The following is a 20,752-nucleotide window of genomic DNA, read 5'->3' as shown; positions in this document are numbered from 1 at the left end:
CGCCTCGGCGGTGGGGGGGTTTCGGGGGTTAGGTCTGGGGGTTCCCTCCCTTTACGTGGGCGGGGGGGGGTGGGGGGGGGGGGGGGCGGGGGGGCGGGGGGGGGGGGGCCCCCCCGGCCCGGTGCCGTCAGCGGTTGACGGCCTCGAGCGAGCGCAGGGCGTTGTGGGCCTCGGCGACCACGCGCTCGGCGGTGATGCCGAACTCCTCGAAGAGCACCTGGTAGTCGGCGGAGGCGCCGAAGTGCTCCAGCGAGACGATCCGGCCGTGGTCGCCGACCAGCTCGCGCCAGCCCTGGGCGATGCCGGCCTCGACCGAGACGCGGGCCTTGACCGACGGCGGCAGCACGCTGTCGCGGTAGGCCTGGTCCTGCTCCTGGAACCACTCGAAGGACGGCAGCGACACGACGCGGGTGGCGATGCCCTCCGCCTCCAGGACCTCGCGGGCCTTGACGGCCAGCTGCACCTCGGAGCCGGTGCCGAGCAGGATCACCTGCGGGGTGCCGGTGGAGGCCTCGGCCAGGATGTAGCCGCCCTTCGCGGTGTCCTCGGCGTTGCCGTAGGACGAGGAGGTGCGGTCGAAGGTCGGGACGTTCTGGCGGGTGAGCGCCAGGCCGACCGGGCCGGGGTGGGTGGTCTGGCGCTCGATGACGGTGCGCCAGGCGACGGCGGTCTCGTTGGCGTCGGCCGGGCGGACCACGGTCAGGCCCGGGATGGCGCGCAGCGAGGCCAGGTGCTCGACCGGCTGGTGGGTCGGGCCGTCCTCGCCGAGGCCGATGGAGTCGTGCGTCCACACGTAGGTGACCGGCAGCTTCATCAGGGCGGCCAGGCGGACGGCCGGGCGCATGTAGTCGGCGAAGACCAGGAAGGTGCCGCCGTAGACGCGGGTCTTCCCGTGCAGCGCGATGCCGTTCATGGTGGAGCCCATGGCGTGCTCGCGGATGCCGAAGTGGATGGTGCGGCCGTAGGGGCCGGCCGACTTCAGCGGGTTGCCGTCGGGGAGGAAGGAGCTGTCCTCGTCGATGGTGGTGAGGTTGGACTCGGCGAGGTCGGCCGAGCCGCCCCACAGCTCCGGGATCACCGCGCCGAGCGCCTTGAGGGTCTCGCCGCTGGCCTTGCGGGTGGCGACGGCCTTGCCGGCCTCGAAGACCGGAACGGCCTTCTTCCAGCCGTCGGGCAGTTCGCGGGCCTCGATCCGGTCGAACTCGGCGGCGCGCTGCGGGTTGGCGGCGCGCCAGGCGTCGAAGGTCTGCTGCCACTCGGCGCGGGCGGCCTTGCCGCGCTGGACGACCAGCCGGGCGTGCTCGATGACCTGGTCGCCGACCTCGAAGGTCTTCTCCGGGTCGAAGCCCAGGACCTTCTTGGTGGCGGCGATCTCGGCGGCGCCGAGCGCGGAGCCGTGGGCCTTGGCGGTGTTCTGGGCGTCCGGGGCCGGCCAGGCGATGATCGTGCGCATCGCGATCATCGACGGGCGGGAGGTCTCGGCCTTCGCGGCGGCCAGCGCCTCGGCCAGCGCGGCGACGTCGATGTCGCCGTTGGCCTTCGGGGTGACGCGCTGGACGTGCCAGCCGTACGCCTCGTAGCGCTTGAGGACGTCCTCGGAGAAGGCGGTCTCGGTGTCGCCCTCGATCGAGATGTGGTTGTCGTCGTACAGGGCGACCAGGTTGCCGAGCTTCTGGTGGCCGGCCAGCGAGGAGGCCTCGGCGGAGATGCCCTCCTCCAGGTCGCCGTCGGAGACGATGGCCCAGATGGTGTGGTCGAACGGCGACTCGCCGGCCGGGGCGTCCGGGTCGAACAGGCCGCGCTCGAAGCGGGCGGCCATGGCCATGCCGACGGCGTTGCCGATGCCCTGGCCGAGCGGGCCGGTGGTGGTCTCGACGCCGGCGGTGTGGCCGTGCTCGGGGTGGCCCGGGGTGCGGCTGCCGGCCACCCGGAAGGCCTTGAGGTCGTCGAGCTCCAGGCCGTAGCCGGAGAAGTAGAGCTGGGTGTAGAGCGTCAGGCTGGTGTGACCGGGGGAGAGGACGAACCGGTCACGGCCGACCCAGGACGGGTCGGTGGGGTCGTGGCGCAGGAAGCGCTGGAAGATCAGGTAGGCGGCGGGGGCCAGCGACATGGCCGTCCCGGGGTGTCCGTTGCCGACCTTCTGAACCGCGTCCATCGCCAGGACACGGGCCGTGTCGACGGTCCGCTCGTCGAGGTCCGACCACTCGAATGCATTCGGCGTCGTGCTCACCCTGTCTCAGGGCTCCTTCCATTGTGAAGAGTGACCCCGTGAGGGACCGGGTCGGCCACGTCGCTGGGGCCGGACGCTGGGTGGTGCCGGTCACGGAGGGTAGATCCCGCTTCTGTGGGCGAGCCTACCGTCCGGGCCGGGGCTCACCCTCCGTGGTGGGACAACTCAGGCATGTTGGTCGTCATTCCCCGGACTGTCCGTGGACGACCGGGCGCCGGCACGGCCCGCCCCTTTGTCCACCCTCGCCCGGATCCGTCCGGTTCGCCTCTCCGGGGTGCGGGAGGGGGGACGAGGGCCCCCGCGGGGGCCGCCTCGGCAACGTTCCAGGTCGGGGCGGTGGGGGTTCACCCGGGGGTGTGCGTTCCGCCTCGCCGGGGCACCCCGGGGCCGGTGGGGAGATATGGAGCGTCTAAGGTGGCGTGGTACGCGCAGAGCGGACGATTCGGGAGACAACGTTCCGGTGGCCGCCTGTGAGGATTCATCTTCAGTTGGGGTGTTAGTGACCGCCGTCGAATCCCGTCCCGCCGGGGTCACCGGGGCGAGGCCTGCGCACCGGCCGTTCGGGGCCCGTGTCGGCGCCTTCGTCGCACTGACCAAGCCGCGGATCATCGAGCTGCTGCTGATCACCACCGTTCCGGTGATGTTCCTGGCGGAGCGCGGTGTGCCGGACCTGCTGCTGGTGCTGAAGGTGGTCCTCGGCGGGTACCTCTCGGCGGGCGGCGCCAACGCCCTCAACATGTACATCGACCGCGACATCGACGCGGTGATGTCCCGCACCGAGCGCCGGCCGCTCGTCACCGGCATGGTCTCGCCGCGCGAGGCGCTGGTGTTCGGCATCGCGCTCGGCGTCCTGTCGACGGTCTGGCTGGGCGTCCTGGTCAACTGGCTGTCCTCGGCGCTGGCGCTGGGCGCACTGCTCTTCTACGTGTTCGTCTACACGCTGGGGCTCAAGCGGCGCACCGCGCAGAACATCGTCTGGGGCGGCATCGCCGGGTGCATGCCGGTCTTCGTCGGCTGGGCGGCCGTCACCAACTCGGTCTCCTGGTCGGCGCTGGTGCTCTTCCTGGTGATCTTCTTCTGGACGCCGCCGCACTACTGGCCGCTGTCGATGAAGGTCCGCGAGGACTACGCCCGGGCCGGGGTGCCGATGCTGCCGGTGATCAAGGGCAACCTCGCGGTCGCCAAGCAGATCGTCGCCTACTCCTGGGTGATGGTGGCGGTCTCGCTGCTGCTGTGGCCGCTGGCCGACACCAGCTGGCTCTACCCGGTGGCGGCGGTGCTGCTCGGCGCGGCCTGGCTCAAGGAGGCGCACGCGCTGTACGGGCGGGCCAAGGCCGGTGTGGTGGGCGCCAAGCTCAAGGAGATGCGGCTGTTCCACTGGTCGATCACCTACCTGACGCTGCTGTTCGTGGTGATCGCGGTGGATCCGTTCGTGAAGTGATGCGCTGACTGCCGAGAAGGCCCCGGTCGATCCGACCGGGGCCTTCTCCGTTTCCGTGCTTCCGCGCTCTTCCGTTCCGCTACCGGGCGGGGAGCTCGGAGGGGCCGACGTGGCCGTCCAGCCAGTCCTTGAGCGGCTGCGAGGCGTGCAGGAAGCCGGTGATCCGCCGGTACGCGTCCCGGGTGCCCAGCCAGGCCTCCGGGGCCCACTCCTGCCAGGCGATCAGCCCCTTGTGGCGCAGCAGCGCGATCCGCGGGTGGTCCTTGGGGTAGCCGCGCGGGGCGGACTTCAGGGAGTCCCGGCCGACCACCTCGGGGCCCTTCGCGCGGACCCGCTCGACCACCCGTTCCAGCTCCGCGCCGGAGACGTCCTCGGCGACTGCGGCCCGGTAGCGGTCCAGCTGGTCGGCGGCGAGCCGGTACAGCCCGTTGCCGCAGGCCAGGCCGTCGGCGGAGAGCTGGACGTAGCCGCCGGCCCGCAGATGGGCGCCGATGTGGGTCTTGTACGGCGACTTGTCGGCGCTGAACCGGACGTCGCGGTTGGGGCGGAAGATCCTGCCCGGCCCGAACTCGGGTTCCAGCTCGGCCAGCAGCCGCTCCATGGGCTCCCGTACGGCGTGCTCGTACTGGCCCTTGTGGGACTGCCAGAAGGTCTTGGAGTTGTCGGCCTCGAGGTGCTCGTAGAAGTCGAGAGCCTCGGCCGGCCAGCCGTCGAAGGTCACCCCTCCAGTATGTGGCCCGGTGCACACGGCGCTCCCGTCGCCAGCTTCGCTACCGCTCGGTAGCATGCGGGCATGAGCAGCGCAGAGACCGCCACCCCCGCCGCGCCGGACGCCCGTGCCGAGCGCCGCGCCAAGCGCATCGCCAAGAACCTGACCGCCTTCGCCGCGCAGCACGGCGGCAGCGCGGACGGCGTCGTCGAGTACGTCGGCGCGGTCGCCACCCGGATCGTGGTGGTCGGCGCCGACGGCGCGTGGGGCGACCAGGTCGCGCCCAGCTACGCGGTGGGCCGCCGCGCCGCCGAGCTGGCCGGCGTCACCCTGCACGACTCCTTCGAGGGCGAGCTGGCCCTGAAGGTGCGGACCGGCGCCTACGAGTGGAAGCGGATGGCCGGCCTCCAGCTCGGCGGCTGACCCCTTCCGGCAGGGCGTACGCCGAAGGGCCCCGGTCGACGAGACCGGGGCCCTTCGCCCGCGTGCGGGGACCGTCAGACGGCCGCGGGCTCGGCGACCCGGGAGGCCGGGGCGCCGGCCGCGACGGGGGCGTCGTCGCGGGCGCGCAGGGCGAGCGGGATGCGCAGGGCGGCGATCCACAGGACGGCGGCGCCCAGCATGTGGAGGCCGACCAGGATCTCGGGGACGTCCGTGAAGTACTGGACGAAGCCGATCACGGCCTGGAGCAGCAGGCCGACCAGCAGCTCGCGGGCCCGGGCCTTGGCGGCCGGCGGGGCCTTGACCGCCGCGAACACGAAGATCACCGCGATCGACAGGCCGATCGAGACGAAGGCCAGGTCGGCGTGGGCCTGGGCGAGGCGGTCGTAGTCCACCGGGATGCGCGGGACCATCTTGTTGTCCTGGGGCGTGCCGGGGTGGTGGCCCGCGCCGGTGACCAGGGTGCCGGCGGCCACCAGCAGGCCGATCACACCGACCAGGACGTAGCTGAGCCGCTTGATCGGCTCGGCCACCAGCGGGCGGACCGGGCCGTCGCCCTCCTTGCTGCGCTCCCACATCAGCGTCGCGACCCAGACCAGGCCCATCGCGGCGATCAGGTGCAGCGCCACGGTGTAGGGGTTGAGGCCGGTCAGCACGGTGATGCCGCCGAGCACGGCGTTGCTCATCACCAGCCAGAACTGCGCCCAGCCGAGCTTGGTCAGGCTGTGCCGCCAGGGGCGGTGGCAGCGCGCGGCGAGGATCGCCCAGCCGATGGCGGCGCTCAGGACGTAGGTGAGCATCCGGTTGGTGAACTCGATGACGCCGTGGAAGCCCATCTCGGCGGTCGGGGTGAGGCTCTCGTCGGTGCAGCGGGGCCAGGTGGTGCAGCCGAGGCCGGAGGCGGTGAGCCGGACGGCGCCGCCGGTCACGACGATCACCACGCTCATCACCAGCGCGGCGAACGCGGCGCGCTTGACCATGGCGGCGGAGGGCTGCCAGCGCTCGGCGAGCAGGGAGAAGGGGGTGGTCTTAGGCACGGCGTCCATGGTATGCGGCCTTACGGCCGATCTTGGGGCGGGGCGGTCGTGGCCGCGGCGGCCGAGCGGCGGAGTCTTCCCGTGTCGACATAGCGGCAAACCCGTCAACCGTAAAGGGGTGGCAAAAAGGACTGTTCGGGCAAGCCGGTCATTGGTCTTGACCAATCACCCATTTGGCCGAAAGAGTGCGGCTTGGTCCATACCTTTTTCAGGTGGACCCCTCCCACCCCCCGCACGTAAGCGGAGAACCTGCACATGCGTATATCCGTACCCGCCGCAGCGCTCGCGCTCGGTGGATCTCTCGTTCTGGCCGGGCTGGTAGCCCCGGCCGCCCAGGCCGCCGACCCGAACCAGTGCCTGAGCCTCGGGGTCGCCAACCTCTACGGCGAGTTCGTCGAGACCGACGACACCCACACGCCGGACGCCGAGGGTGCGGTGGCGGTCGGCGGCAACGCCGACTTCACCGGTGGCTTCTCGGTCGGACAGGAACTGACCGCCGACCAGGTCAAGGCGCTGCCGGGCGGCAACGCCCTGGTCGTCGCCGGCAAGCTGACCGGTGGCAACACCCAGGTCATGAAGGGTAACGGCATCTACGGCTCGGCCGCCGCCGGCGCCGTGATCCAGGCCCATCAGGGCAACACCGGGCAGGGCGCCTCGCCGATCGACTTCGGCGCCGAGTTCGCCCGGGCACGCGCCGTCGCCACCACGCTGGCGGGGCTGCCGCAGACCGCCGGTGCCACCGTCGAGGCCAAGGGCAAGGAGCTCTACCTCACCAGCGGCGACGCCAGGTTCAACAGCTTCACGGTCTCCGCGGCCGCCCTGCAGGGCGCCACCGACATCTTCGTGAAGGTGCCGGCCGGCGCGGTCACCGTGGTCACCGTGACCGGCCAGTCGTACGACCAGGCCGCCGCGCGGACCACCGGCTTCCACCTGTGGGACGAGGGCAAGAAGGCCTACGTCCTGGACGACAAGGTGCAGAGCGCGCACGGCGGCGCCGTCCGCTCCAAGCTGCTCTGGAACTTCCCGACCGCCACCAAGGTGGTCAAGAGCAGCTCGGCCGCCTGGTCCGGCACCGTGCTGGCGCCGAACGCCGCGTTCGACCTCGGCTCGGCCGCCCCGGTGAACGGCTCGGTCATCGTCAAGTCGCTGAGCGGCAAGGGCGGTGCGGAGACGCACCACTACCCGTTCACCGGCTGCCTGCCGGCCGTCGTGCCGCCCACCACGCCGCCGACCGCCCCGGCCACCACGCCGCCGGTGGTGGTGCCGACCGGTACGCCGTCCGCCACCACCACGCCGTCGACGCCGGCCACCCCCGGCGCCACCGGGACGCCGAGCACCCCGCCGGCCACCCCCGGCACCACCGGTACGCCCGCTCCGTCCGTGACGCCGGGCGGTTCGGGCAGCCCGTCCGCGTCGGGTACGGCCGCGCCGTCCGGGGGCGCCTCGGCGAGCCCGTCGGCCTCCGCCTCCGGCGCGGCGGTCGTGCCGGCCGCGGCGGCGAGCCCGTCGGCCCAGGCCAACGCCGGGGGCGACCTCGCCCACACCGGCTCCGGCCCGGTCGTGCCGCTGGCGATCGGCGGCGCGGTGGTGATCGCCGCCGGTGGCGCGCTGGTCCTGGTCGCGCGTCGGCGCAAGGCGGCCGGCCAGGTCTGAGCCCGCCACGGGATCGTTCCGGCCCCGGCCGGAACGATCCGGACCGGCCCTCACTGATCCGGATTGCCCGATCAGGCACCCCCGGTGATCGCGAACGATCACCGGGGGTCGCGCTTTTCGGCCACTCTGGCAGAGTTCACTTCAAGTTGGGCGAAGCGGTGTCGTCCGAGGCAGTGGGTGTGATGGGCTGCCGATGCACAGGCCGGTGCGGACGCATAGAGGAAATCCGGCCGCGCAGCGGGGTGTGGAGGGGTGCGGGGGTGCCGGTAGAGTCCCCCGGACAGTCGTAGCGGGCCACCGCTGTTCCACTCAACACGCCTGCTGCACAACACCGTTCGGAGGGGACAACGAGATGGCGCGACAGCGGCGGCAGACAGGGATCGGAACCGGCGCGGCGATCGCGGGCACGGCGGCGGCCGCCGTCCTGCTGCCGGTGGTGCTGGCGACCAGCGCCTCGGCGCACGTGCCGACCTGGCAGGTGACGTGCGACAAGATCGTGATCGACCTGACCAACTACAGCCCCGAGGCGAACATCAAGAACGTCGTCAGCCTGAGCATCGACGGCGTGAAGCTGCTCGACCAGCAGGTGTTCGGCAAGGAGTTCCACCAGACCTTCCCGGTGGCCGCGCACAGCGCGCCGGTCGACGCCACCTTCGTGGTGACCACCACCGAGGACCCGAAGAACAACGACTGGAACAAGACGGAGACCAAGACCATTCCGGTCTGCGCGACCCCGACGCCCACCCCGACCCCGACGCCGACTCCCACGCCGACGCCGACCCCCACCCCGACGCCGACCCCCACGCCGACCCTGACCCCCACCCCGACGCCGACTCCGACGCCGACGCCGACGCCGACGCCGAGCCGTTCGGCGACGCCGACCCCCACCCCCACGCCGACCCACTCGGTGACGCCCACCCCGAGCCGCACGCCCACCCCGACGCCCACCCCGACCGCGACGCACACCCCGGTCGCGCCGGCGCTCGCGCAGACCGGTAGCAGCGACGCCACCCCGGTCATCGCGGCCGTCGGCGGCGGCGTCGTGCTGCTCGGCGGCGCGCTCCTGCTGCTCGCCCGCCGCCGCCGCGGCGACAACACCGAGAGCTGACACCCGCGACCTGCACGGACGGCGGCCCTCGCTCGAAGCGTCGAGCGAGGGCCGCCGGGTTGGCGGACCGGGTGGCGCCGGCGGGCAAGTGAGTACGTGTACTCATGCACCGCACCCGTCGAGCCGGAAGACTTCCGGTGACACGACAGTGAGACAAGGCGCAGGGGGGAACCGTGCCGAATCCCGATGGTGCTTCGGGGGTCAAGGTCAATCCGGCGGCGTTGGAAGGCTGTGGCCAGGCCGCTCAGCACATAGCCGGGCAGGTGCCGGGAGAGACGGCGAAGATCGTCGCGCCGAGCGATCAGGCGGCCGCGACGCTTCAGGGCTGGTCCACGGCAACCGCGATACGCAATTGCGGCACGAGCTGAAATGACGAGGATCTCCGGGAGCTCGTCCGCAGCCTTCGCGCGGCCTGTGCGGGTGGCCCTCGCCGCTGCACTGGCAAGCTCGATGCTGGCTCTGAGCTCCTGCGGAGTGGAGAGTATTTCGGAGCGGAGGAAGGCCACGATCACGCTGGATCAGGCCAAGGCTCAGGTGGACAGCTACCTGGCGGAGATCCTGGCGAAGCTGCCGGTCGAGCCCCTCGCGAGCCAGTCGGGTGACTTCGTTGATTCCTTCTGCGACTCCAATGACATCGGTCCGCACGGCAGGGAGCAGACCTCACGCGATTACGGTTTCGGGGACGTGCCACCGGCGACCAAGGCGGAGGCCGCTGCCGCGTTCCGAACTCTTCTGATGGGGAAGGGGTTCGAGGTGGCCCCCGAGGCCACTCTTGACTGGGTGAAGCTACAGAACCCCAAGGACAAGTTCGTGGCGGTTCTCAGCGGGGTGTCGGACGACAGCCACAGTCTCTCACTGGGCGTCAGTACGCCCTGTGTCTGGCCGAACGGGACGCCGTCCCCCTGACGTGGGAGAAACGTCCGCCCCTCGCTCGGCCGAGCGAGGGGCGGACGCTTCGGGCCGGAGGCGTGCGGGCTACTCCCAGCGGAAGAAGCGGGCGGCGGCCGCGAGGGCGAGGGCGGACCAGACGGCCAGGATGCCGAGGTCGGCCCAGGGGGTGCCGGCGCCGGACTGGAGGACCGAGCGGAGGCCGTCGGAGAGGGCGGCGATCGGGAGGAGCTCCAGGACGGACTGGACGGCGGCGGGGAACTTCGAGAGCGGGACGATCACGCCGCCGGCCAGCAGCAGCAGGATGAAGACCAGGTTGGCGGCGGCCAGGGTGGCCTCCGCGCGCAGGGTGCCGGCCATCAGCAGGCCGAGGCCGGAGAAGGCGGCGGTGCCGAGGACGAGCAGGGCGGCCACGGTGAGGGGGTTGCCCTGCGGGGACCAGCCGAGGGCCAGGGCGATCACCGACAGCAGCGCCACCTGGAGCGCCTCGGTGACCAGGACGCAGCCGGTCTTCGCGGTCAGCAGCGCCCAGCGGGGGAGCGGGCTGGCGCCGAGGCGCTTCAGCACGCCGTAGCGGCGCTCGAAGCCGGTGGCGATCGCCTGGCCGGTGAACGCGGTGGACATCACCGCGAGTGCGAGCAGCCCCGGGGCGAGGAAGTCGACCCGCTTGCCCGGCCCCTCGACGGCGACGACGTCCACGGCGGAGAAGAGCACCAGCAGCACCGTCGGGATGACCACGGTGAGCAGCAGCTGCTCACCGTTGCGCAGCAGCATCCGGGTCTCGAACGCGGTCTGGGCGAGCAGCATCCGGCCGACCGGTGCGGCCCCCGGCCGCGGGGCGTAGTCGGTGGTGGTCATGAGCGCAGGTCCCGTCCGGTCAGGTCGAGGAAGACGTCTTCGAGGCTGCGGCGCTGCACCGCGAGCCGTTCGGGCAGGATCCCGCCGGCCGCGCACCAGGCGGTGACGGTGGCCAGCAGCTGCGGGTCGACCGGTGCCTCGACGCGGTAGCTGCCGGGGGAGGTCTCGGCGGCGGTGGCGCCCTCGGGCAGTTCCTTGAGCAGGGTGGCGAGGTCCAGCCCGGGCGGGCCGTCGAAGCGCACGGTGGACTCGGCGCCGCCGCGGCAGAGCTCCTCCGGGGTGCCCTCGGTGATCACCTTTCCGCGGTCGACGATCGCGACCCGGTCGGCGAGCTGCTCGGCCTCCTCCATGTGGTGGGTGGTGACCACCACGGTGACGCCGTCCCGGCGCAGGTCGCGGACCAGTTCCCAGGTGGCGCGGCGGGCCTGCGGGTCCAGGCCCGCGGTGGGCTCGTCCAGGAAGACCAGCTCGGGGCGGCCGACCACGGCCATCGCCAGCGCCAGCCGCTGCTGCTGCCCGCCGGAGAGCCGCCGGTAGGTGGTGCGGCCGCAGGAGCCGAGGCCGAGCCGCTCGACCAGCGCGTCGACGTCCAGCGGATGGGCGTGCAGCTTGGCGGTGTGCCGGAGCATCTCGACCGCGCGGGCGCCCGCGTAGACGCCGCCGGACTGCAGCATCACGCCGATCCGCGGGCGCAGCTCGGCGCTCTGGGCGACCGGGTCGAGGCCGAGCACGCGCACGGTGCCGGCGTCCGGGCGGCGGTAGCCCTCGCAGGTCTCGATGGTGGTGGTCTTGCCGGCGCCGTTGGGGCCGAGAACGGCGGTGACGGCGCCGCGCGCGATGCTGAGGTCGAGACCGTCCACCGCGGGCTTGTCCCCGTAGCGCTTGACCAGCCCGGTGATCTGGACCGCGGGTTCGGATTGCATACGGGTGAGTCTAAGAGGCCCCAACAGGCCGTTTGCACACTGGGCTTGATCACTTCATCCGCTGGTCAGGTAAGGCTTACCTGCGTGACAGATGCCACGGGTGAGGGCTGGATCACGGCTTGTCCTGTCGGAAGTAATTACGCAACACTGGTGTTGTGAAAAACATGCGCGAGCACGCCACGCACCAGGAGGCCGAGTCGGCCCCCGGCTGCGCCGTGCCCGCGACGGCGGCCGAGGTGCTGCTGGACGGCCACCGCGCCACCCGCGACCGGGTCGCCCGCTCGATCCTGGACCACGGTCCCTCCTCCGCCGCCGACCTGGCGAACCGGCTCGGCCTCACCGCCGCCGCCGTCCGCCGTCACCTGGACGGCCTCACCGCCGCCGGTCTGGTCGAGTCCCGCGAGCAGCGGGTCTACGGCAGCCGCGGCCGGGGCCGCCCGGCCAAGGTCTTCGCCCTCACCGACGCCGGCCGGGACGCCTTCTACCAGGAGTACGACCAGCTCGCCGCCGACGCCCTGCGCTGGATCTCCGACTCGGTCGGCGGCGGCAAGGCCGGCGAGGAGGCGGTGGCCGCCTTCGCCCGTGCCCGGTTCGGCCGGCAGGCGGAGAAGTACCTGGAGGCGCTGCGTTCCACCGGGGCGGCGGAACGCACCGAGGCACTGGCCCAGGCGCTGAGTGCCGACGGGTACGCTGCCACGGTGCGGAGGGTCCCGTCGGCCGCGGCGAAGGCCCCGGCGGGCGCCCAGCTCTGCCAGCACCACTGCCCGGTCGCGCACATCGCCGAGCAGTTCCCGCAGCTCTGCGAGGCGGAGACCGAGGTCTTCTCCCAGCTGCTGGGCACCCATGTGCAACGGCTGGCCACCATCGCCCACGGCGACGGGGTCTGCACCACCTATGTGCCGGCACCCGGTGCCGCATCGTCGCCCGCCCTGCGCACCGCCGCGGGCCGGGACACCGGTGCCGCGCCGACTGCCGGTACGTCCACCGATGATTCAGCGTCCGCGCGTTAGGAAGCCCGCATGACTGACACCGTTTCGCACCCCGAGCTCGAAGGCCTCGGCACTTACGAGTACGGCTGGGCCGACCCGGACGTGGCCGGCGCCGCCGCCAAGCGCGGACTGAACGAGGACGTCGTCCGCGACATCTCGGCCAAGAAGAGCGAGTCCGAGTGGATGCTGAACCTGCGTCTCAAGGGCCTCAAGCTGTTCGGGAAGAAGCCCATGCCGACCTGGGGCTCCGACCTGTCCGGCATCGACTTCGACAACATCAAGTACTTCGTCCGCTCCACCGAGAAGCAGGCCGAGTCCTGGGAGGACCTGCCGGCGGACATCAAGGCGACGTACGACAAGCTGGGCATCCCGGAGGCGGAGAAGCAGCGCCTGGTCGCCGGTGTCGCCGCCCAGTACGAGTCCGAGGTCGTCTACCACCAGATCCGTGAGGACCTGGAGGAGCAGGGCGTCATCTTCCTGGACACCGACACCGCGCTGCGCGAGCACCCGGAGCTGTTCAAGGAGTACTTCGGCACCGTCATCCCGGCCGGCGACAACAAGTTCGCCGCGCTGAACACGGCCGTGTGGTCCGGCGGCTCCTTCATCTACGTGCCGAAGGGCGTGCACGTCGACATCCCGCTGCAGGCCTACTTCCGGATCAACACCGAGAACATGGGCCAGTTCGAGCGGACGCTGATCATCGTCGACGAGGACGCCTACGTCCACTACGTCGAGGGCTGCACCGCGCCGATCTACTCCTCCGACTCGCTGCACTCGGCGGTCGTGGAGATCATCGTCAAGAAGGGCGGCCGCTGCCGCTACACGACGATCCAGAACTGGTCGAACAACGTCTACAACCTGGTCACCAAGCGCGCCGTGGCGTACGAGGGCGCGACCATGGAGTGGGTCGACGGCAACATCGGTTCCAAGGTCACCATGAAGTACCCGGCCGTCTACCTGATGGGCGAGCACGCCAAGGGCGAGACCCTGTCCATCGCCTTCGCCGGTGAGGGCCAGCACCAGGACGCCGGCGCCAAGATGGTCCACATGGCGCCGAACACCTCCTCCAACATCGTCTCCAAGTCGGTGGCCCGGGGCGGCGGCCGTACCTCCTACCGCGGTCTGATCGAGATCGGCGAGGGCTCCAAGGGCGCCAAGTCCAACGTGCTCTGCGACGCGCTGCTGGTCGACACCATCTCGCGCTCGGACACCTACCCCTACGTGGACGTCCGCGAGGACGACGTGTCCATGGGCCACGAGGCGACCGTCTCCAAGGTCAGCGAGGACCAGCTCTTCTACCTGATGAGCCGCGGCATGACCGAGTTCGAGGCCATGGCGATGATCGTCCGCGGCTTCGTCGAGCCGATCGCGCGCGAGCTGCCGATGGAGTACGCGCTGGAGCTGAACCGGCTGATCGAGCTGCAGATGGAGGGCTCCGTCGGCTGACCCGCCGGCCGCCCCGCCGTCCATCGACACGTATTTTGAGGAAGAGAGCACAACGAACAGCCATGGCTGACACGCCTTTGAATGTCGCTGCGAACAACACCGGCTCCACCACCGCCGGTTCGATCGAGGTCGGCACCGCCGGCGCCGGCGCCCAGCTGGCCGGCCCCGGCACCGGCCGGGACAGCGTCCGGCAGCCGATCGACGCCCGCGTCGCGGTCGAGCCGTCCTACGACGTCGCGGACTTCCCGGTGCCCACCGGCCGCGAGGAGGACTGGCGGTTCACCCCGCTGCACCGCCTCGCCGGCCTGCACGACGGCACCGCCGCCGAGGCCGAGAAGGGCGAGGACAAGGTCGAGCTGAGCCTGCCCGAGGGCGTCACCGCCGAGGCCGTCGGCCGCGACGACGCCCGCCTCGGCAAGGCCGGCAAGCCGGTCGACCGGGTCGCCGCGCAGGCGTTCAGCGCCTTCGAGCAGGCGCTCGTGGTCACCGTCCCCAAGGAGACGGTGCTCACCGAGCCGGTGCGGATCGACGTGCACGGCGAGGGCGGCACCCGCTTCGCCCACGTGGTCATCGACGTCAAGCCGTTCGCCGAGGCCGTCGTGGTCCTGGGCCACACCGGCACCGGCACCCGGGCCGCCAACGTCGAGCTGCTCGTCGGCGACGGCGCCAAGCTCACCTTCGTCTCCGTCCAGGACTGGGACCGCGACGCCGTGCACGTCGCCCAGCAGACCGCGCTGATCGGCCGCGACGCCTCGCTGAAGTCCGTCGTCGTCACCTTCGGCGGTGACGTGGTCCGCCTGCACCCGCGGGTCCGCTACGCCGCGCCCGGTGGCGAGGCCGAGCTGTTCGGCCTCTACTTCGCCGACGCCGGCCAGCACCTGGAGCACCGGCTGGTCATCGACCACGACACCCCGCACTGCCGCTCCAACGTCGTCTACAAGGGCGCGCTGCAGGGCCAGGACGCGCACGCCGTGTGGATCGGCGACGTGCTGATCCGCGCCGCCGCCGAGGGCACCGACACCTACGAGCACAACCGCAACCTGGTGCTCACCGACGGTGCCCGGGTCGACTCCGTGCCGAACCTGGAGATCGAGACCGGCGAGATCGTCGGCGCCGGCCACGCCTCCGCCACCGGCCGCTTCGACGACGAGCAGCTCTTCTACCTGCAGGCCCGCGGCATCCCGGCCGACGAGGCCCGCCGCCTGGTGGTGCGCGGCTTCTTCGCCGAGCTGGTCCAGCAGATCGGCGTCGCCGAGATCCAGGACCACCTCATGGAGAAGATCGAGGCCGAGCTGGAAGCGGCGGTCTGACACCCATGAGCTTCCTTCGCGCCTGCGCGCTGAGCGAACTGGCTGAGGACGTGCCCAAGCGCGTCGACCTCAACGGTGTCCCGGTCGCCGTCGTCCGCACCGACGAGGGGGTGTTCGCGATCAACGACATCTGCTCGCACGCGAACGTCTCGCTGTCCGAGGGCGAGGTCGAGGACTGCATGATCGAGTGCTGGCTGCACGGCTCCAGCTTCGACCTGCGCTCCGGCAAGCCCTCCGGCCTGCCCGCCACCAAGCCGGTCGCTGTCTACCCCGTAAAGATCGAAGGGGACGATGTGCTCGTCTCCGTCAACCAGGAGTCCTGAGTACACATGGCTACCCTTGAAATCCGCGACCTGCACGTCTCCGTCGAGGCCGAGAACGGCCCCCGGGAGATCCTGAAGGGCGTCGACCTGACCGTGAAGCAGGGCGAGACCCACGCCATCATGGGTCCGAACGGCTCCGGCAAGTCCACCCTGGCCTACTCGCTGGCCGGTCACCCCAAGTACACCGTCACCGGCGGGACCGTCCTGCTGGACGGCGAGGACGTCCTGGAGATGTCCGTCGACGAGCGCGCCCGGGCCGGCGTCTTCCTGGCCATGCAGTACCCGGTCGAGGTCCCCGGTGTCTCGGTCTCCAACTTCCTGCGCACCGCCGCCACCGCCGTCCGCGGCGAGGCCCCCAAGCTGCGGCTGTGGGTGAAGGAGGTCAAGGAGGCGATGGCCGCCCTCCAGATGGACCCGGCCTTCGCCGAGCGCAACGTCAACGAGGGCTTCTCCGGCGGCGAGAAGAAGCGCCACGAGATCCTCCAGCTGGAGCTGCTGAAGCCGCGGATCGCGATCCTCGACGAGACCGACTCCGGCCTGGACGTCGACGCGCTGCGGATCGTCTCCGAGGGCATCAACCGGGTCCGTGAGACCGGTGAGGTGGGGACCCTGCTGGTGACCCACTACACCCGCATCCTGCGGTACATCAAGCCCGACTACGTCCACGTCTTCGCGGGCGGCCGCATCGTCGAGTCCGGCGGTGCCGAGCTGGCCGACAAGCTGGAGGAGGAGGGCTACGAGGCCTACGTGAAGGGTGGCGCGTCCGAGTGACCCGTACGCACGAGTCGGCGGCGTCGACGGTCCTGCCGGGACTGCTCGACACCGACGCGATCCGCAAGGACTTCCCCGTCCTGCAGCGCCTGCTGCACGACGACAAGCCGCTCGTCTACCTGGACAACGCGGCCACCTCGCAGAAGCCCCGCCAGGTGCTCGACGCGCTGAACGCCTACTACGAGCGGCACAACGCCAACGTCCACCGCGGCGTGCACGTGCTCGCCGAGGAGGCCACGGCGCTCTACGAGGGCGCCCGCGACAAGGTCGCGGCGTTCATCAACGCGCCGAGCCGCGACGAGGTGATCTTCACCAAGAACGCCTCCGAGTCGCTCAACCTGGTCGCCAACATGCTCGGCTGGGCCGACGAGCCCTACCGGGTGGACGCCGAGTCCGAGATCGTCATCACGGAGATGGAGCACCACTCCAACATCGTCCCGTGGCAGCTGCTCTCGCAGCGCACCGGCGCGAAGCTGAAGTGGTTCGGGCTGACCGACGAGGGCCGGCTCGACCTCTCCAACATCGACGAGCTGATCACCGAGAAGACCAAGGTGGTCTCCTTCACCCTGGTCTCCAACCTGCTCGGCACCGTCAACCCGGTCGAGGCCATCGTGCGCAAGGCGCAGGACGTCGGCGCGCTGGTCGTGATCGACGCCTCGCAGGCCGCCCCGCACATGGTGCTGGACGTGCAGGCGCTGGAGGCCGACTTCGTCGCCTTCACCGGCCACAAGATGCTGGCCCCGACCGGCATCGGCGTGCTCTGGGGCCGCCAGGAGCTGCTGGAGGACCTCCCGCCGTTCCTCGGTGGCGGCGAGATGATCGAGACCGTCACCATGGGCTCGTCCACCTACGCCCCTGCGCCGCACAAGTTCGAGGCCGGCACCCCGCCGATCGCCCAGGCGGTCGGGCTGGGCGCGGCCATCGACTACCTGTCCGGCATCGGCATGGAGCGGATCGCCGCCCACGAGCACGCCATCACCGCGTACGCGGTCGAGCGGCTGCTGGAGGTCCCGGACCTGCGGATCATCGGCCCGCGCACGGCCGTCGACCGCGGCGCGGCGATCTCGTTCACGCTGGGCGACATCCACCCGCACGACGTGGGCCAGGTGCTCGACGAGCAGGGCATCGCGGTGCGCGTCGGCCACCACTGCGCGCGGCCGGTCTGCCTGCGGTACGGAATTCCGGCGACCACGCGGGCGTCGTTCTACCTGTACTCGACGCCGGGCGAGGTCGACGCGCTGATCGACGGCCTGCACCACGTCCGGAACTTTTTCGGCTGAGGACGGGGCACGCGACCATGAAGCTCGACTCGATGTACCAGGACATCATCCTGGACCACTACCGCAACCCGCACGGCAAGGGGCTGCGCGACGGTGACGCCGAGGTGCACCACGTCAACCCGACCTGCGGCGACGAGATCACCCTGCGGGTGAAGCTCGACGGCGGCACCGTCGCCGACGTCTCCTACGAGTCCCAGGGCTGTTCGATCAGCCAGGCCAGCGCCTCGGTGCTGAACGACCTGGTGGTCGGCAAGTCCGTCGGCGAGGCGCAGGCGGTCCAGGAGGCCTTCCTGGAGCTGATGCAGAGCAAGGGCCAGGGCGAGGGCGACGAGGAGGTGCTGGAGGACGCCGTCGCGTTCGCCGGTGTCTCCAAGTACCCGGCCCGGGTCAAGTGCGCCCTGCTCAGCTGGATGGCCTGGAAGGACGCCACCGCCAAGGCCCTCGCCGAGCACCCCACCGTCACCGACTGACACCGCAGAGGAGGACACCCACCACCATGAGCGACGAAACCACCACCTCCCCTGCGGAGGAGACCGCGTCCGGCCCGGTCGGCACCAGCGCCGGCACCGTCTCCGTCGAGGACCTGACCGAGGCCCTGATGGACGTCGTCGACCCCGAACTGGGCATCGACGTCGTCAACCTCGGCCTGATCTACGGCGTCCACATCGACGAGTCCGATGTGGCCACCATCGACATGACGCTCACCTCGGCGGCCTGCCCGCTGACCGACGTCATCGAGGACCAGGCCAAGACCGCCACCGACGGCCTCGTCCAGGACCTGCGCATCAACTGGGTCTGGATGCCGCCGTGGGGCCCCGACAAGATCACCGACGACGGCCGCGAGCAGCTGCGCGCCCTCGGCTTCAACGTCTGAGGCCTGTCCGCCGCTTTTGCGTGGCCCCTTCCTCCTCCTGGGGGAAGGGGCCACGCGTTTTCAGCTTTCCGTGACGTGCACGGCCTTCGCGACCAGCTCGCCGATCCGGTCGACCGCGGTGGAGGGACCGGGGAAGAACCGGTTCTTGGTCAGCGCGAAGGCGATCCCCGTCGCGGTGTCGGCGTACGCCGCGCTGCCGCCCATGCCGGGCATGCCGAAGGTGCTCAGGGTCTGCTGCGGATCGGCCCCGGGCCGGCCGAGGTTCCAGCCCAGCGCGCGCGGCACCGGGAAGCCGATCAGCTGGTCGACCTCGGCCGTGGCCAGGGCCGTGATCTCGCGCAGCCGCTCCTCCGACACCAGCCGGACGCCGTCCACCTCGCCGAGCAGCGCGGCGTACATCCTGGCCACCGCGCGGGCGGACATCGTGCCGCCCGAGGGGATGTCCGAGGTGAGCACCACGGGGTCGTTGCCGTACCCGGCGCTCGGGGTCACGGCGGGCGGCGTCGCCTTGAACAGCGGCAGGTCGGCGGGCATCGCCGCGATCATCTCGGCGGAACCGGGCGCGTCCTCAAGGCGGGCGAGCCGCCCGAGCTCGGACTCCGGGACACCGAGGAACAGCTCGTCGGCGATGCCCAGCGGTTCCGCCACCTCCTCCCGGAGCACCTGCGAGACCGGCCGGCCGGTGGCCCGGCGCACGATCTCGCCCATCACGAAGCCCCAGGTCATCGCGTGGTAGCCGGTCCTGGTCCCGGGCTCCCACCAGGGCTCGGAACCGGCGATCAGCGCACACATCCCGTCCCAGTCGGCCAGCTCCCGCACCGTGAGCCCGGACGGCACCGCCGGGACGCCGAGCGAGTGCGTCAGGGCGTGCCGCACGGTCGCCCCGGCCTTGCCATGGGCCCCGAACTCGGGCCAGAGCTCCACGATCGGCCGGTCGTACTCGATCACCCCGCGCTCCGCGAGCACGTGCACCACGGTCGCGGTCACCCCCTTCCCGGTGGAGGCGCTGTAGAACGGGGTGTCCGGGCCGACCGCCCGCCCACTCCCCGGATCGGCGACCCCCGCCGCAACGTCCACCACCAGCTCCCCGTGCCGGTACACCGCGACCTGGACGCCCAGCTCCTCGCCCGACTCCACCATCTCGTCAACGGCCCGCTGCACAAGCTCCTGCATCCCGCTCTCCTCCTCGGCTGCGGCGCTCCTGTGCACCGCTCACCCGTAGGTCGCCACCGGGGGAGCGATCTCGACATGCGGTGCTCTCGCTCCCAGCAGGGCGGCACGTGCGCGTGCGACACCTCTGGCCGTCACGGGAGCACCACCCCCGGCCGCCTTGGGCCGTCCACCGAGGCCCGCGCAGGCCCGGCAGATCCCCGACGCGGGCACCGGATCGTGGCACTTGGCGCACTCGGAGTAGCTTGCTTTCTGTGTCCCTTCCGCCGGCCGAGAGGGCGGCATCTTGTGCTCCAACCGATAGCGGAGCACGGCCGCCGCCGAATGCATCGGAGCCGGCAGCCCCGGCAACAGGGCGTGCGCGAGGTCGGTCGCGCTGCACCCGCGCGCCAACCACTGCGCCACCAGCGGCGCCAGTTCCCGCGCCTCGGCCTCGCCCAGACGCAGCCGGGGCTCGGCCCGGATCACGCGGAACAGGGTGGCCACCGCCTCCCGCCCGCCTTCGTCGGCCGACTCCGCGGGGAGGGTGGGTTCTTGGCGCCGGTCCTTTACAACAGGGCTGCCAGCGCTACCGGTTGGCGGTCCACCGGACGCCGGACGGGTGACACCCGGCCGCGCGAGCTGGGGGGTGTCGTAGACGTGCGCCTCGCTGCGGAGGGTGCCGTCGGGGAGGCGGACCTTCTCGACGCGGTAGTAGCCGGCGTCGGCGAGTTCCTTCAGGGCCTTGCGGACGGCCCCGCGCCCCTGCGGACTGGTGTCGGCCATGTGCCGCCCGTCCTCGCGCCAGCCGTCTGGCCGCGAGAGGAGGTCCGCGAGCAGACCGCGAGCGGTGTAGCTCAACCGCCGGTACTGCAACACGGAGTTGGGCAGCACGGTGAAGTTGCGCACGTGGGCGCTACGATGGATGTGCATCGGGAGTCTCGCTCCTGTTGCCGGACCCCGGGGTGTTGGTAGCACCGCCGGGGTCGCATTTTCTCTTTGAGTACGGAACGTATCACGACATTTGACGCAGCGTGAGGCGTTCGTGACTGCCTGGCGCCAGGAGGTCCCCGCGTGCGACGGCGGCGCGGAGGACCGTGGCGATCTCCTTCGGCATCAGCAGCATGGTGCCGTTCGGTGCGAGGAGGGCGGTCCGGACTCGGTGCTGCACGGTGCCTTTTTCCTGGGCGCGGGCGGGTTCCGTCTGTTCAACGGACCGGAGGCTTGTGGGGTATCGGGTGTGGGGGGCCGGGGCGGGGCCCCCGGCCCCCCCCCCACCCCCCCCCCCCCGGGGCCCCCCCACACACCCCGGGGGGGGGGAC

Annotated in this window: 21 protein-coding genes; 14 read left to right on the top strand and 7 right to left on the bottom strand. The window is 71.4% G+C overall.

All coding sequences use genetic code 11. The annotated features are described in order from the left end of the window. Nucleotides 1–127: 127 nt before the first annotated feature. Nucleotides 128–2,230: a transketolase gene (tkt, locus tag ACFVUH_RS19455; protein ID WP_355369126.1), complete on the bottom strand. Its 2,103-nt coding sequence runs from the start codon at nucleotides 2,228–2,230 to the stop codon at nucleotides 128–130. Nucleotides 2,231–2,729: 499 nt separating this feature from the next. Here tkt and ACFVUH_RS19450 point away from each other — a divergent pair, with 499 nt between their 5' ends. Further along, on the top strand, nucleotides 2,730–3,671 hold the full coding sequence (locus tag ACFVUH_RS19450) for a heme o synthase (RefSeq protein ID WP_355369124.1): 942 nt from the start codon (nucleotides 2,730–2,732) through the stop codon (nucleotides 3,669–3,671). Nucleotides 3,672–3,750: 79 nt separating this feature from the next. Here the strand turns inward: ACFVUH_RS19450 and ACFVUH_RS19445 are convergent, their stop codons facing one another. Then, nucleotides 3,751–4,392, bottom strand: coding sequence for a DUF2461 domain-containing protein (locus ACFVUH_RS19445; RefSeq protein ID WP_355369122.1), 642 nt, complete (start codon nucleotides 4,390–4,392; stop codon nucleotides 3,751–3,753). Nucleotides 4,393–4,464: 72 nt separating this feature from the next. Between ACFVUH_RS19445 and ACFVUH_RS19440 the strand changes: the two genes are divergently transcribed. Then, nucleotides 4,465–4,803 carry a hypothetical protein gene (locus ACFVUH_RS19440; protein ID WP_355369120.1) on the top strand — a complete coding sequence of 113 codons (339 nt, stop codon included), beginning with the start codon at nucleotides 4,465–4,467 and terminating at the stop codon, nucleotides 4,801–4,803. 74 nt (nucleotides 4,804–4,877) lie between these two features. Here ACFVUH_RS19440 and ACFVUH_RS19435 read toward each other — a convergent pair whose 3' ends face one another. Continuing rightward, entirely contained in the window at nucleotides 4,878–5,867 is a 990-nt protein-coding gene (locus ACFVUH_RS19435) for a heme A synthase (RefSeq protein WP_387914534.1), read from the bottom strand. Between the two features lie 246 nt (nucleotides 5,868–6,113). Between ACFVUH_RS19435 and ACFVUH_RS19430 the strand changes: the two genes are divergently transcribed. The 4 genes from ACFVUH_RS19430 (at nucleotide 6,114) to ACFVUH_RS19415 (ending at nucleotide 9,525) form a co-directional block, all read left to right on the top strand. Next, nucleotides 6,114–7,511: a choice-of-anchor A family protein gene (locus ACFVUH_RS19430; RefSeq protein ID WP_387914533.1), complete on the top strand. Its 1,398-nt coding sequence runs from the start codon at nucleotides 6,114–6,116 to the stop codon at nucleotides 7,509–7,511. Nucleotides 7,512–7,863: 352 nt separating this feature from the next. Beyond that, on the top strand, nucleotides 7,864–8,619 hold the full coding sequence (locus ACFVUH_RS19425) for an LAETG motif-containing sortase-dependent surface protein (RefSeq protein WP_387914531.1): 756 nt from the start codon (nucleotides 7,864–7,866) through the stop codon (nucleotides 8,617–8,619). A 173-nt stretch (nucleotides 8,620–8,792) separates the two neighbouring features. Continuing rightward, nucleotides 8,793–8,987, top strand: a complete 195-nt coding sequence (locus tag ACFVUH_RS19420; RefSeq protein ID WP_387914529.1) for a hypothetical protein — start codon at nucleotides 8,793–8,795, stop codon at nucleotides 8,985–8,987. Between the two features lie 52 nt (nucleotides 8,988–9,039). Then, entirely contained in the window at nucleotides 9,040–9,525 is a 486-nt protein-coding gene (locus tag ACFVUH_RS19415) for a hypothetical protein (protein WP_387914528.1), read from the top strand. Between the two features lie 69 nt (nucleotides 9,526–9,594). Here the strand turns inward: ACFVUH_RS19415 and ACFVUH_RS19410 are convergent, their stop codons facing one another. Together ACFVUH_RS19410 and ACFVUH_RS19405 are read right to left on the bottom strand one after the other, a co-directional pair. Continuing rightward, nucleotides 9,595–10,365 carry an ABC transporter permease gene (locus tag ACFVUH_RS19410; RefSeq protein WP_387914526.1) on the bottom strand — a complete coding sequence of 257 codons (771 nt, stop codon included), beginning with the start codon at nucleotides 10,363–10,365 and terminating at the stop codon, nucleotides 9,595–9,597. After that, entirely contained in the window at nucleotides 10,362–11,288 is a 927-nt protein-coding gene (locus tag ACFVUH_RS19405) for an ABC transporter ATP-binding protein (protein ID WP_355369104.1), read from the bottom strand. The genes ACFVUH_RS19410 and ACFVUH_RS19405 overlap by 4 nt, the downstream gene beginning before the upstream one ends. 164 nt (nucleotides 11,289–11,452) lie before the next feature. Here ACFVUH_RS19405 and ACFVUH_RS19400 point away from each other — a divergent pair, with 164 nt between their 5' ends. The 8 genes from ACFVUH_RS19400 to ACFVUH_RS19365 all read left to right on the top strand — a co-directional run bounded on the left by ACFVUH_RS19400 (nucleotide 11,453) and on the right by ACFVUH_RS19365 (nucleotide 18,281). Then, on the top strand, nucleotides 11,453–12,298 hold the full coding sequence (locus ACFVUH_RS19400; RefSeq protein ID WP_355369102.1) for a helix-turn-helix domain-containing protein: 846 nt from the start codon (nucleotides 11,453–11,455) through the stop codon (nucleotides 12,296–12,298). A 9-nt stretch (nucleotides 12,299–12,307) separates the two neighbouring features. After that, on the top strand, nucleotides 12,308–13,723 hold the full coding sequence (sufB, locus tag ACFVUH_RS19395; protein ID WP_355369100.1) for a Fe-S cluster assembly protein SufB: 1,416 nt from the start codon (nucleotides 12,308–12,310) through the stop codon (nucleotides 13,721–13,723). A 62-nt stretch (nucleotides 13,724–13,785) separates the two neighbouring features. After that, the gene (gene sufD / locus ACFVUH_RS19390) at nucleotides 13,786–15,033 is read left to right on the top strand and encodes a Fe-S cluster assembly protein SufD (RefSeq protein ID WP_355369098.1); all 1,248 of its coding nucleotides are present in this window, start codon (nucleotides 13,786–13,788) and stop codon (nucleotides 15,031–15,033) included. 5 nt (nucleotides 15,034–15,038) lie between these two features. Next, nucleotides 15,039–15,356, top strand: coding sequence for a non-heme iron oxygenase ferredoxin subunit (locus ACFVUH_RS19385; RefSeq protein ID WP_355369096.1), 318 nt, complete (start codon nucleotides 15,039–15,041; stop codon nucleotides 15,354–15,356). Nucleotides 15,357–15,362: 6 nt separating this feature from the next. Continuing rightward, nucleotides 15,363–16,127, top strand: coding sequence for a Fe-S cluster assembly ATPase SufC (gene sufC / locus ACFVUH_RS19380; protein ID WP_355369094.1), 765 nt, complete (start codon nucleotides 15,363–15,365; stop codon nucleotides 16,125–16,127). Next, nucleotides 16,124–17,407: a cysteine desulfurase gene (locus tag ACFVUH_RS19375; RefSeq protein ID WP_387914524.1), complete on the top strand. Its 1,284-nt coding sequence runs from the start codon at nucleotides 16,124–16,126 to the stop codon at nucleotides 17,405–17,407. The genes sufC and ACFVUH_RS19375 overlap by 4 nt, the downstream gene beginning before the upstream one ends. A gap of 17 nt (nucleotides 17,408–17,424) precedes the next feature. After that, on the top strand, nucleotides 17,425–17,877 hold the full coding sequence (gene sufU / locus ACFVUH_RS19370; protein ID WP_355369092.1) for a Fe-S cluster assembly sulfur transfer protein SufU: 453 nt from the start codon (nucleotides 17,425–17,427) through the stop codon (nucleotides 17,875–17,877). A gap of 26 nt (nucleotides 17,878–17,903) precedes the next feature. Then, on the top strand, nucleotides 17,904–18,281 hold the full coding sequence (locus tag ACFVUH_RS19365) for a metal-sulfur cluster assembly factor (RefSeq protein ID WP_355369090.1): 378 nt from the start codon (nucleotides 17,904–17,906) through the stop codon (nucleotides 18,279–18,281). 60 nt (nucleotides 18,282–18,341) lie between these two features. Here ACFVUH_RS19365 and ACFVUH_RS19360 read toward each other — a convergent pair whose 3' ends face one another. Both ACFVUH_RS19360 and ACFVUH_RS19355 read right to left on the bottom strand, forming a co-directional pair. Then, on the bottom strand, nucleotides 18,342–19,454 hold the full coding sequence (locus ACFVUH_RS19360) for a serine hydrolase domain-containing protein (RefSeq protein WP_387914522.1): 1,113 nt from the start codon (nucleotides 19,452–19,454) through the stop codon (nucleotides 18,342–18,344). Nucleotides 19,455–19,493: 39 nt separating this feature from the next. After that, nucleotides 19,494–20,363 (bottom strand): hypothetical protein, encoded by an 870-nt coding sequence (locus tag ACFVUH_RS19355; RefSeq protein WP_387914520.1) that lies wholly within the window; start codon nucleotides 20,361–20,363, stop codon nucleotides 19,494–19,496. Between the last annotated feature and the right edge of the window lie 389 nt (nucleotides 20,364–20,752).

The sequence above is a fragment of the Kitasatospora sp. NPDC058032 genome (assembly GCF_042885845.1).
Lineage (GTDB): Bacteria > Actinomycetota > Actinomycetes > Streptomycetales > Streptomycetaceae > Kitasatospora.
This window is presented reverse-complemented; position numbering and strand designations above follow the sequence as displayed.

What these genes read in the sequence shown, in the direction of transcription:
- ACFVUH_RS19440 (WP_355369120.1), top strand. Translation starts at nt 4,465, where the DNA reads ATGAGCAGCGCAGAGACCGCCACCCCCGCCGCGCCGGACGCCCGTGCC.
- ACFVUH_RS19435 (WP_387914534.1), bottom strand. Translation starts at nt 5,867, where the DNA reads ATGGACGCCGTGCCTAAGACCACCCCCTTCTCCCTGCTCGCCGAGCGC.
- ACFVUH_RS19430 (WP_387914533.1), top strand. Translation starts at nt 6,114, where the DNA reads ATGCGTATATCCGTACCCGCCGCAGCGCTCGCGCTCGGTGGATCTCTC.
- ACFVUH_RS19425 (WP_387914531.1), top strand. Translation starts at nt 7,864, where the DNA reads ATGGCGCGACAGCGGCGGCAGACAGGGATCGGAACCGGCGCGGCGATC.
- ACFVUH_RS19410 (WP_387914526.1), bottom strand. Translation starts at nt 10,365, where the DNA reads ATGACCACCACCGACTACGCCCCGCGGCCGGGGGCCGCACCGGTCGGC.
- ACFVUH_RS19405 (WP_355369104.1), bottom strand. Translation starts at nt 11,288, where the DNA reads ATGCAATCCGAACCCGCGGTCCAGATCACCGGGCTGGTCAAGCGCTAC.
- ACFVUH_RS19400 (WP_355369102.1), top strand. Translation starts at nt 11,453, where the DNA reads ATGCGCGAGCACGCCACGCACCAGGAGGCCGAGTCGGCCCCCGGCTGC.
- sufB (WP_355369100.1), top strand. Translation starts at nt 12,308, where the DNA reads ATGACTGACACCGTTTCGCACCCCGAGCTCGAAGGCCTCGGCACTTAC.
- sufD (WP_355369098.1), top strand. Translation starts at nt 13,786, where the DNA reads ATGGCTGACACGCCTTTGAATGTCGCTGCGAACAACACCGGCTCCACC.
- ACFVUH_RS19385 (WP_355369096.1), top strand. Translation starts at nt 15,039, where the DNA reads ATGAGCTTCCTTCGCGCCTGCGCGCTGAGCGAACTGGCTGAGGACGTG.
- sufC (WP_355369094.1), top strand. Translation starts at nt 15,363, where the DNA reads ATGGCTACCCTTGAAATCCGCGACCTGCACGTCTCCGTCGAGGCCGAG.
- sufU (WP_355369092.1), top strand. Translation starts at nt 17,425, where the DNA reads ATGAAGCTCGACTCGATGTACCAGGACATCATCCTGGACCACTACCGC.
- ACFVUH_RS19365 (WP_355369090.1), top strand. Translation starts at nt 17,904, where the DNA reads ATGAGCGACGAAACCACCACCTCCCCTGCGGAGGAGACCGCGTCCGGC.
- ACFVUH_RS19360 (WP_387914522.1), bottom strand. Translation starts at nt 19,454, where the DNA reads ATGCAGGAGCTTGTGCAGCGGGCCGTTGACGAGATGGTGGAGTCGGGC.
- ACFVUH_RS19355 (WP_387914520.1), bottom strand. Translation starts at nt 20,363, where the DNA reads ATGCACATCCATCGTAGCGCCCACGTGCGCAACTTCACCGTGCTGCCC.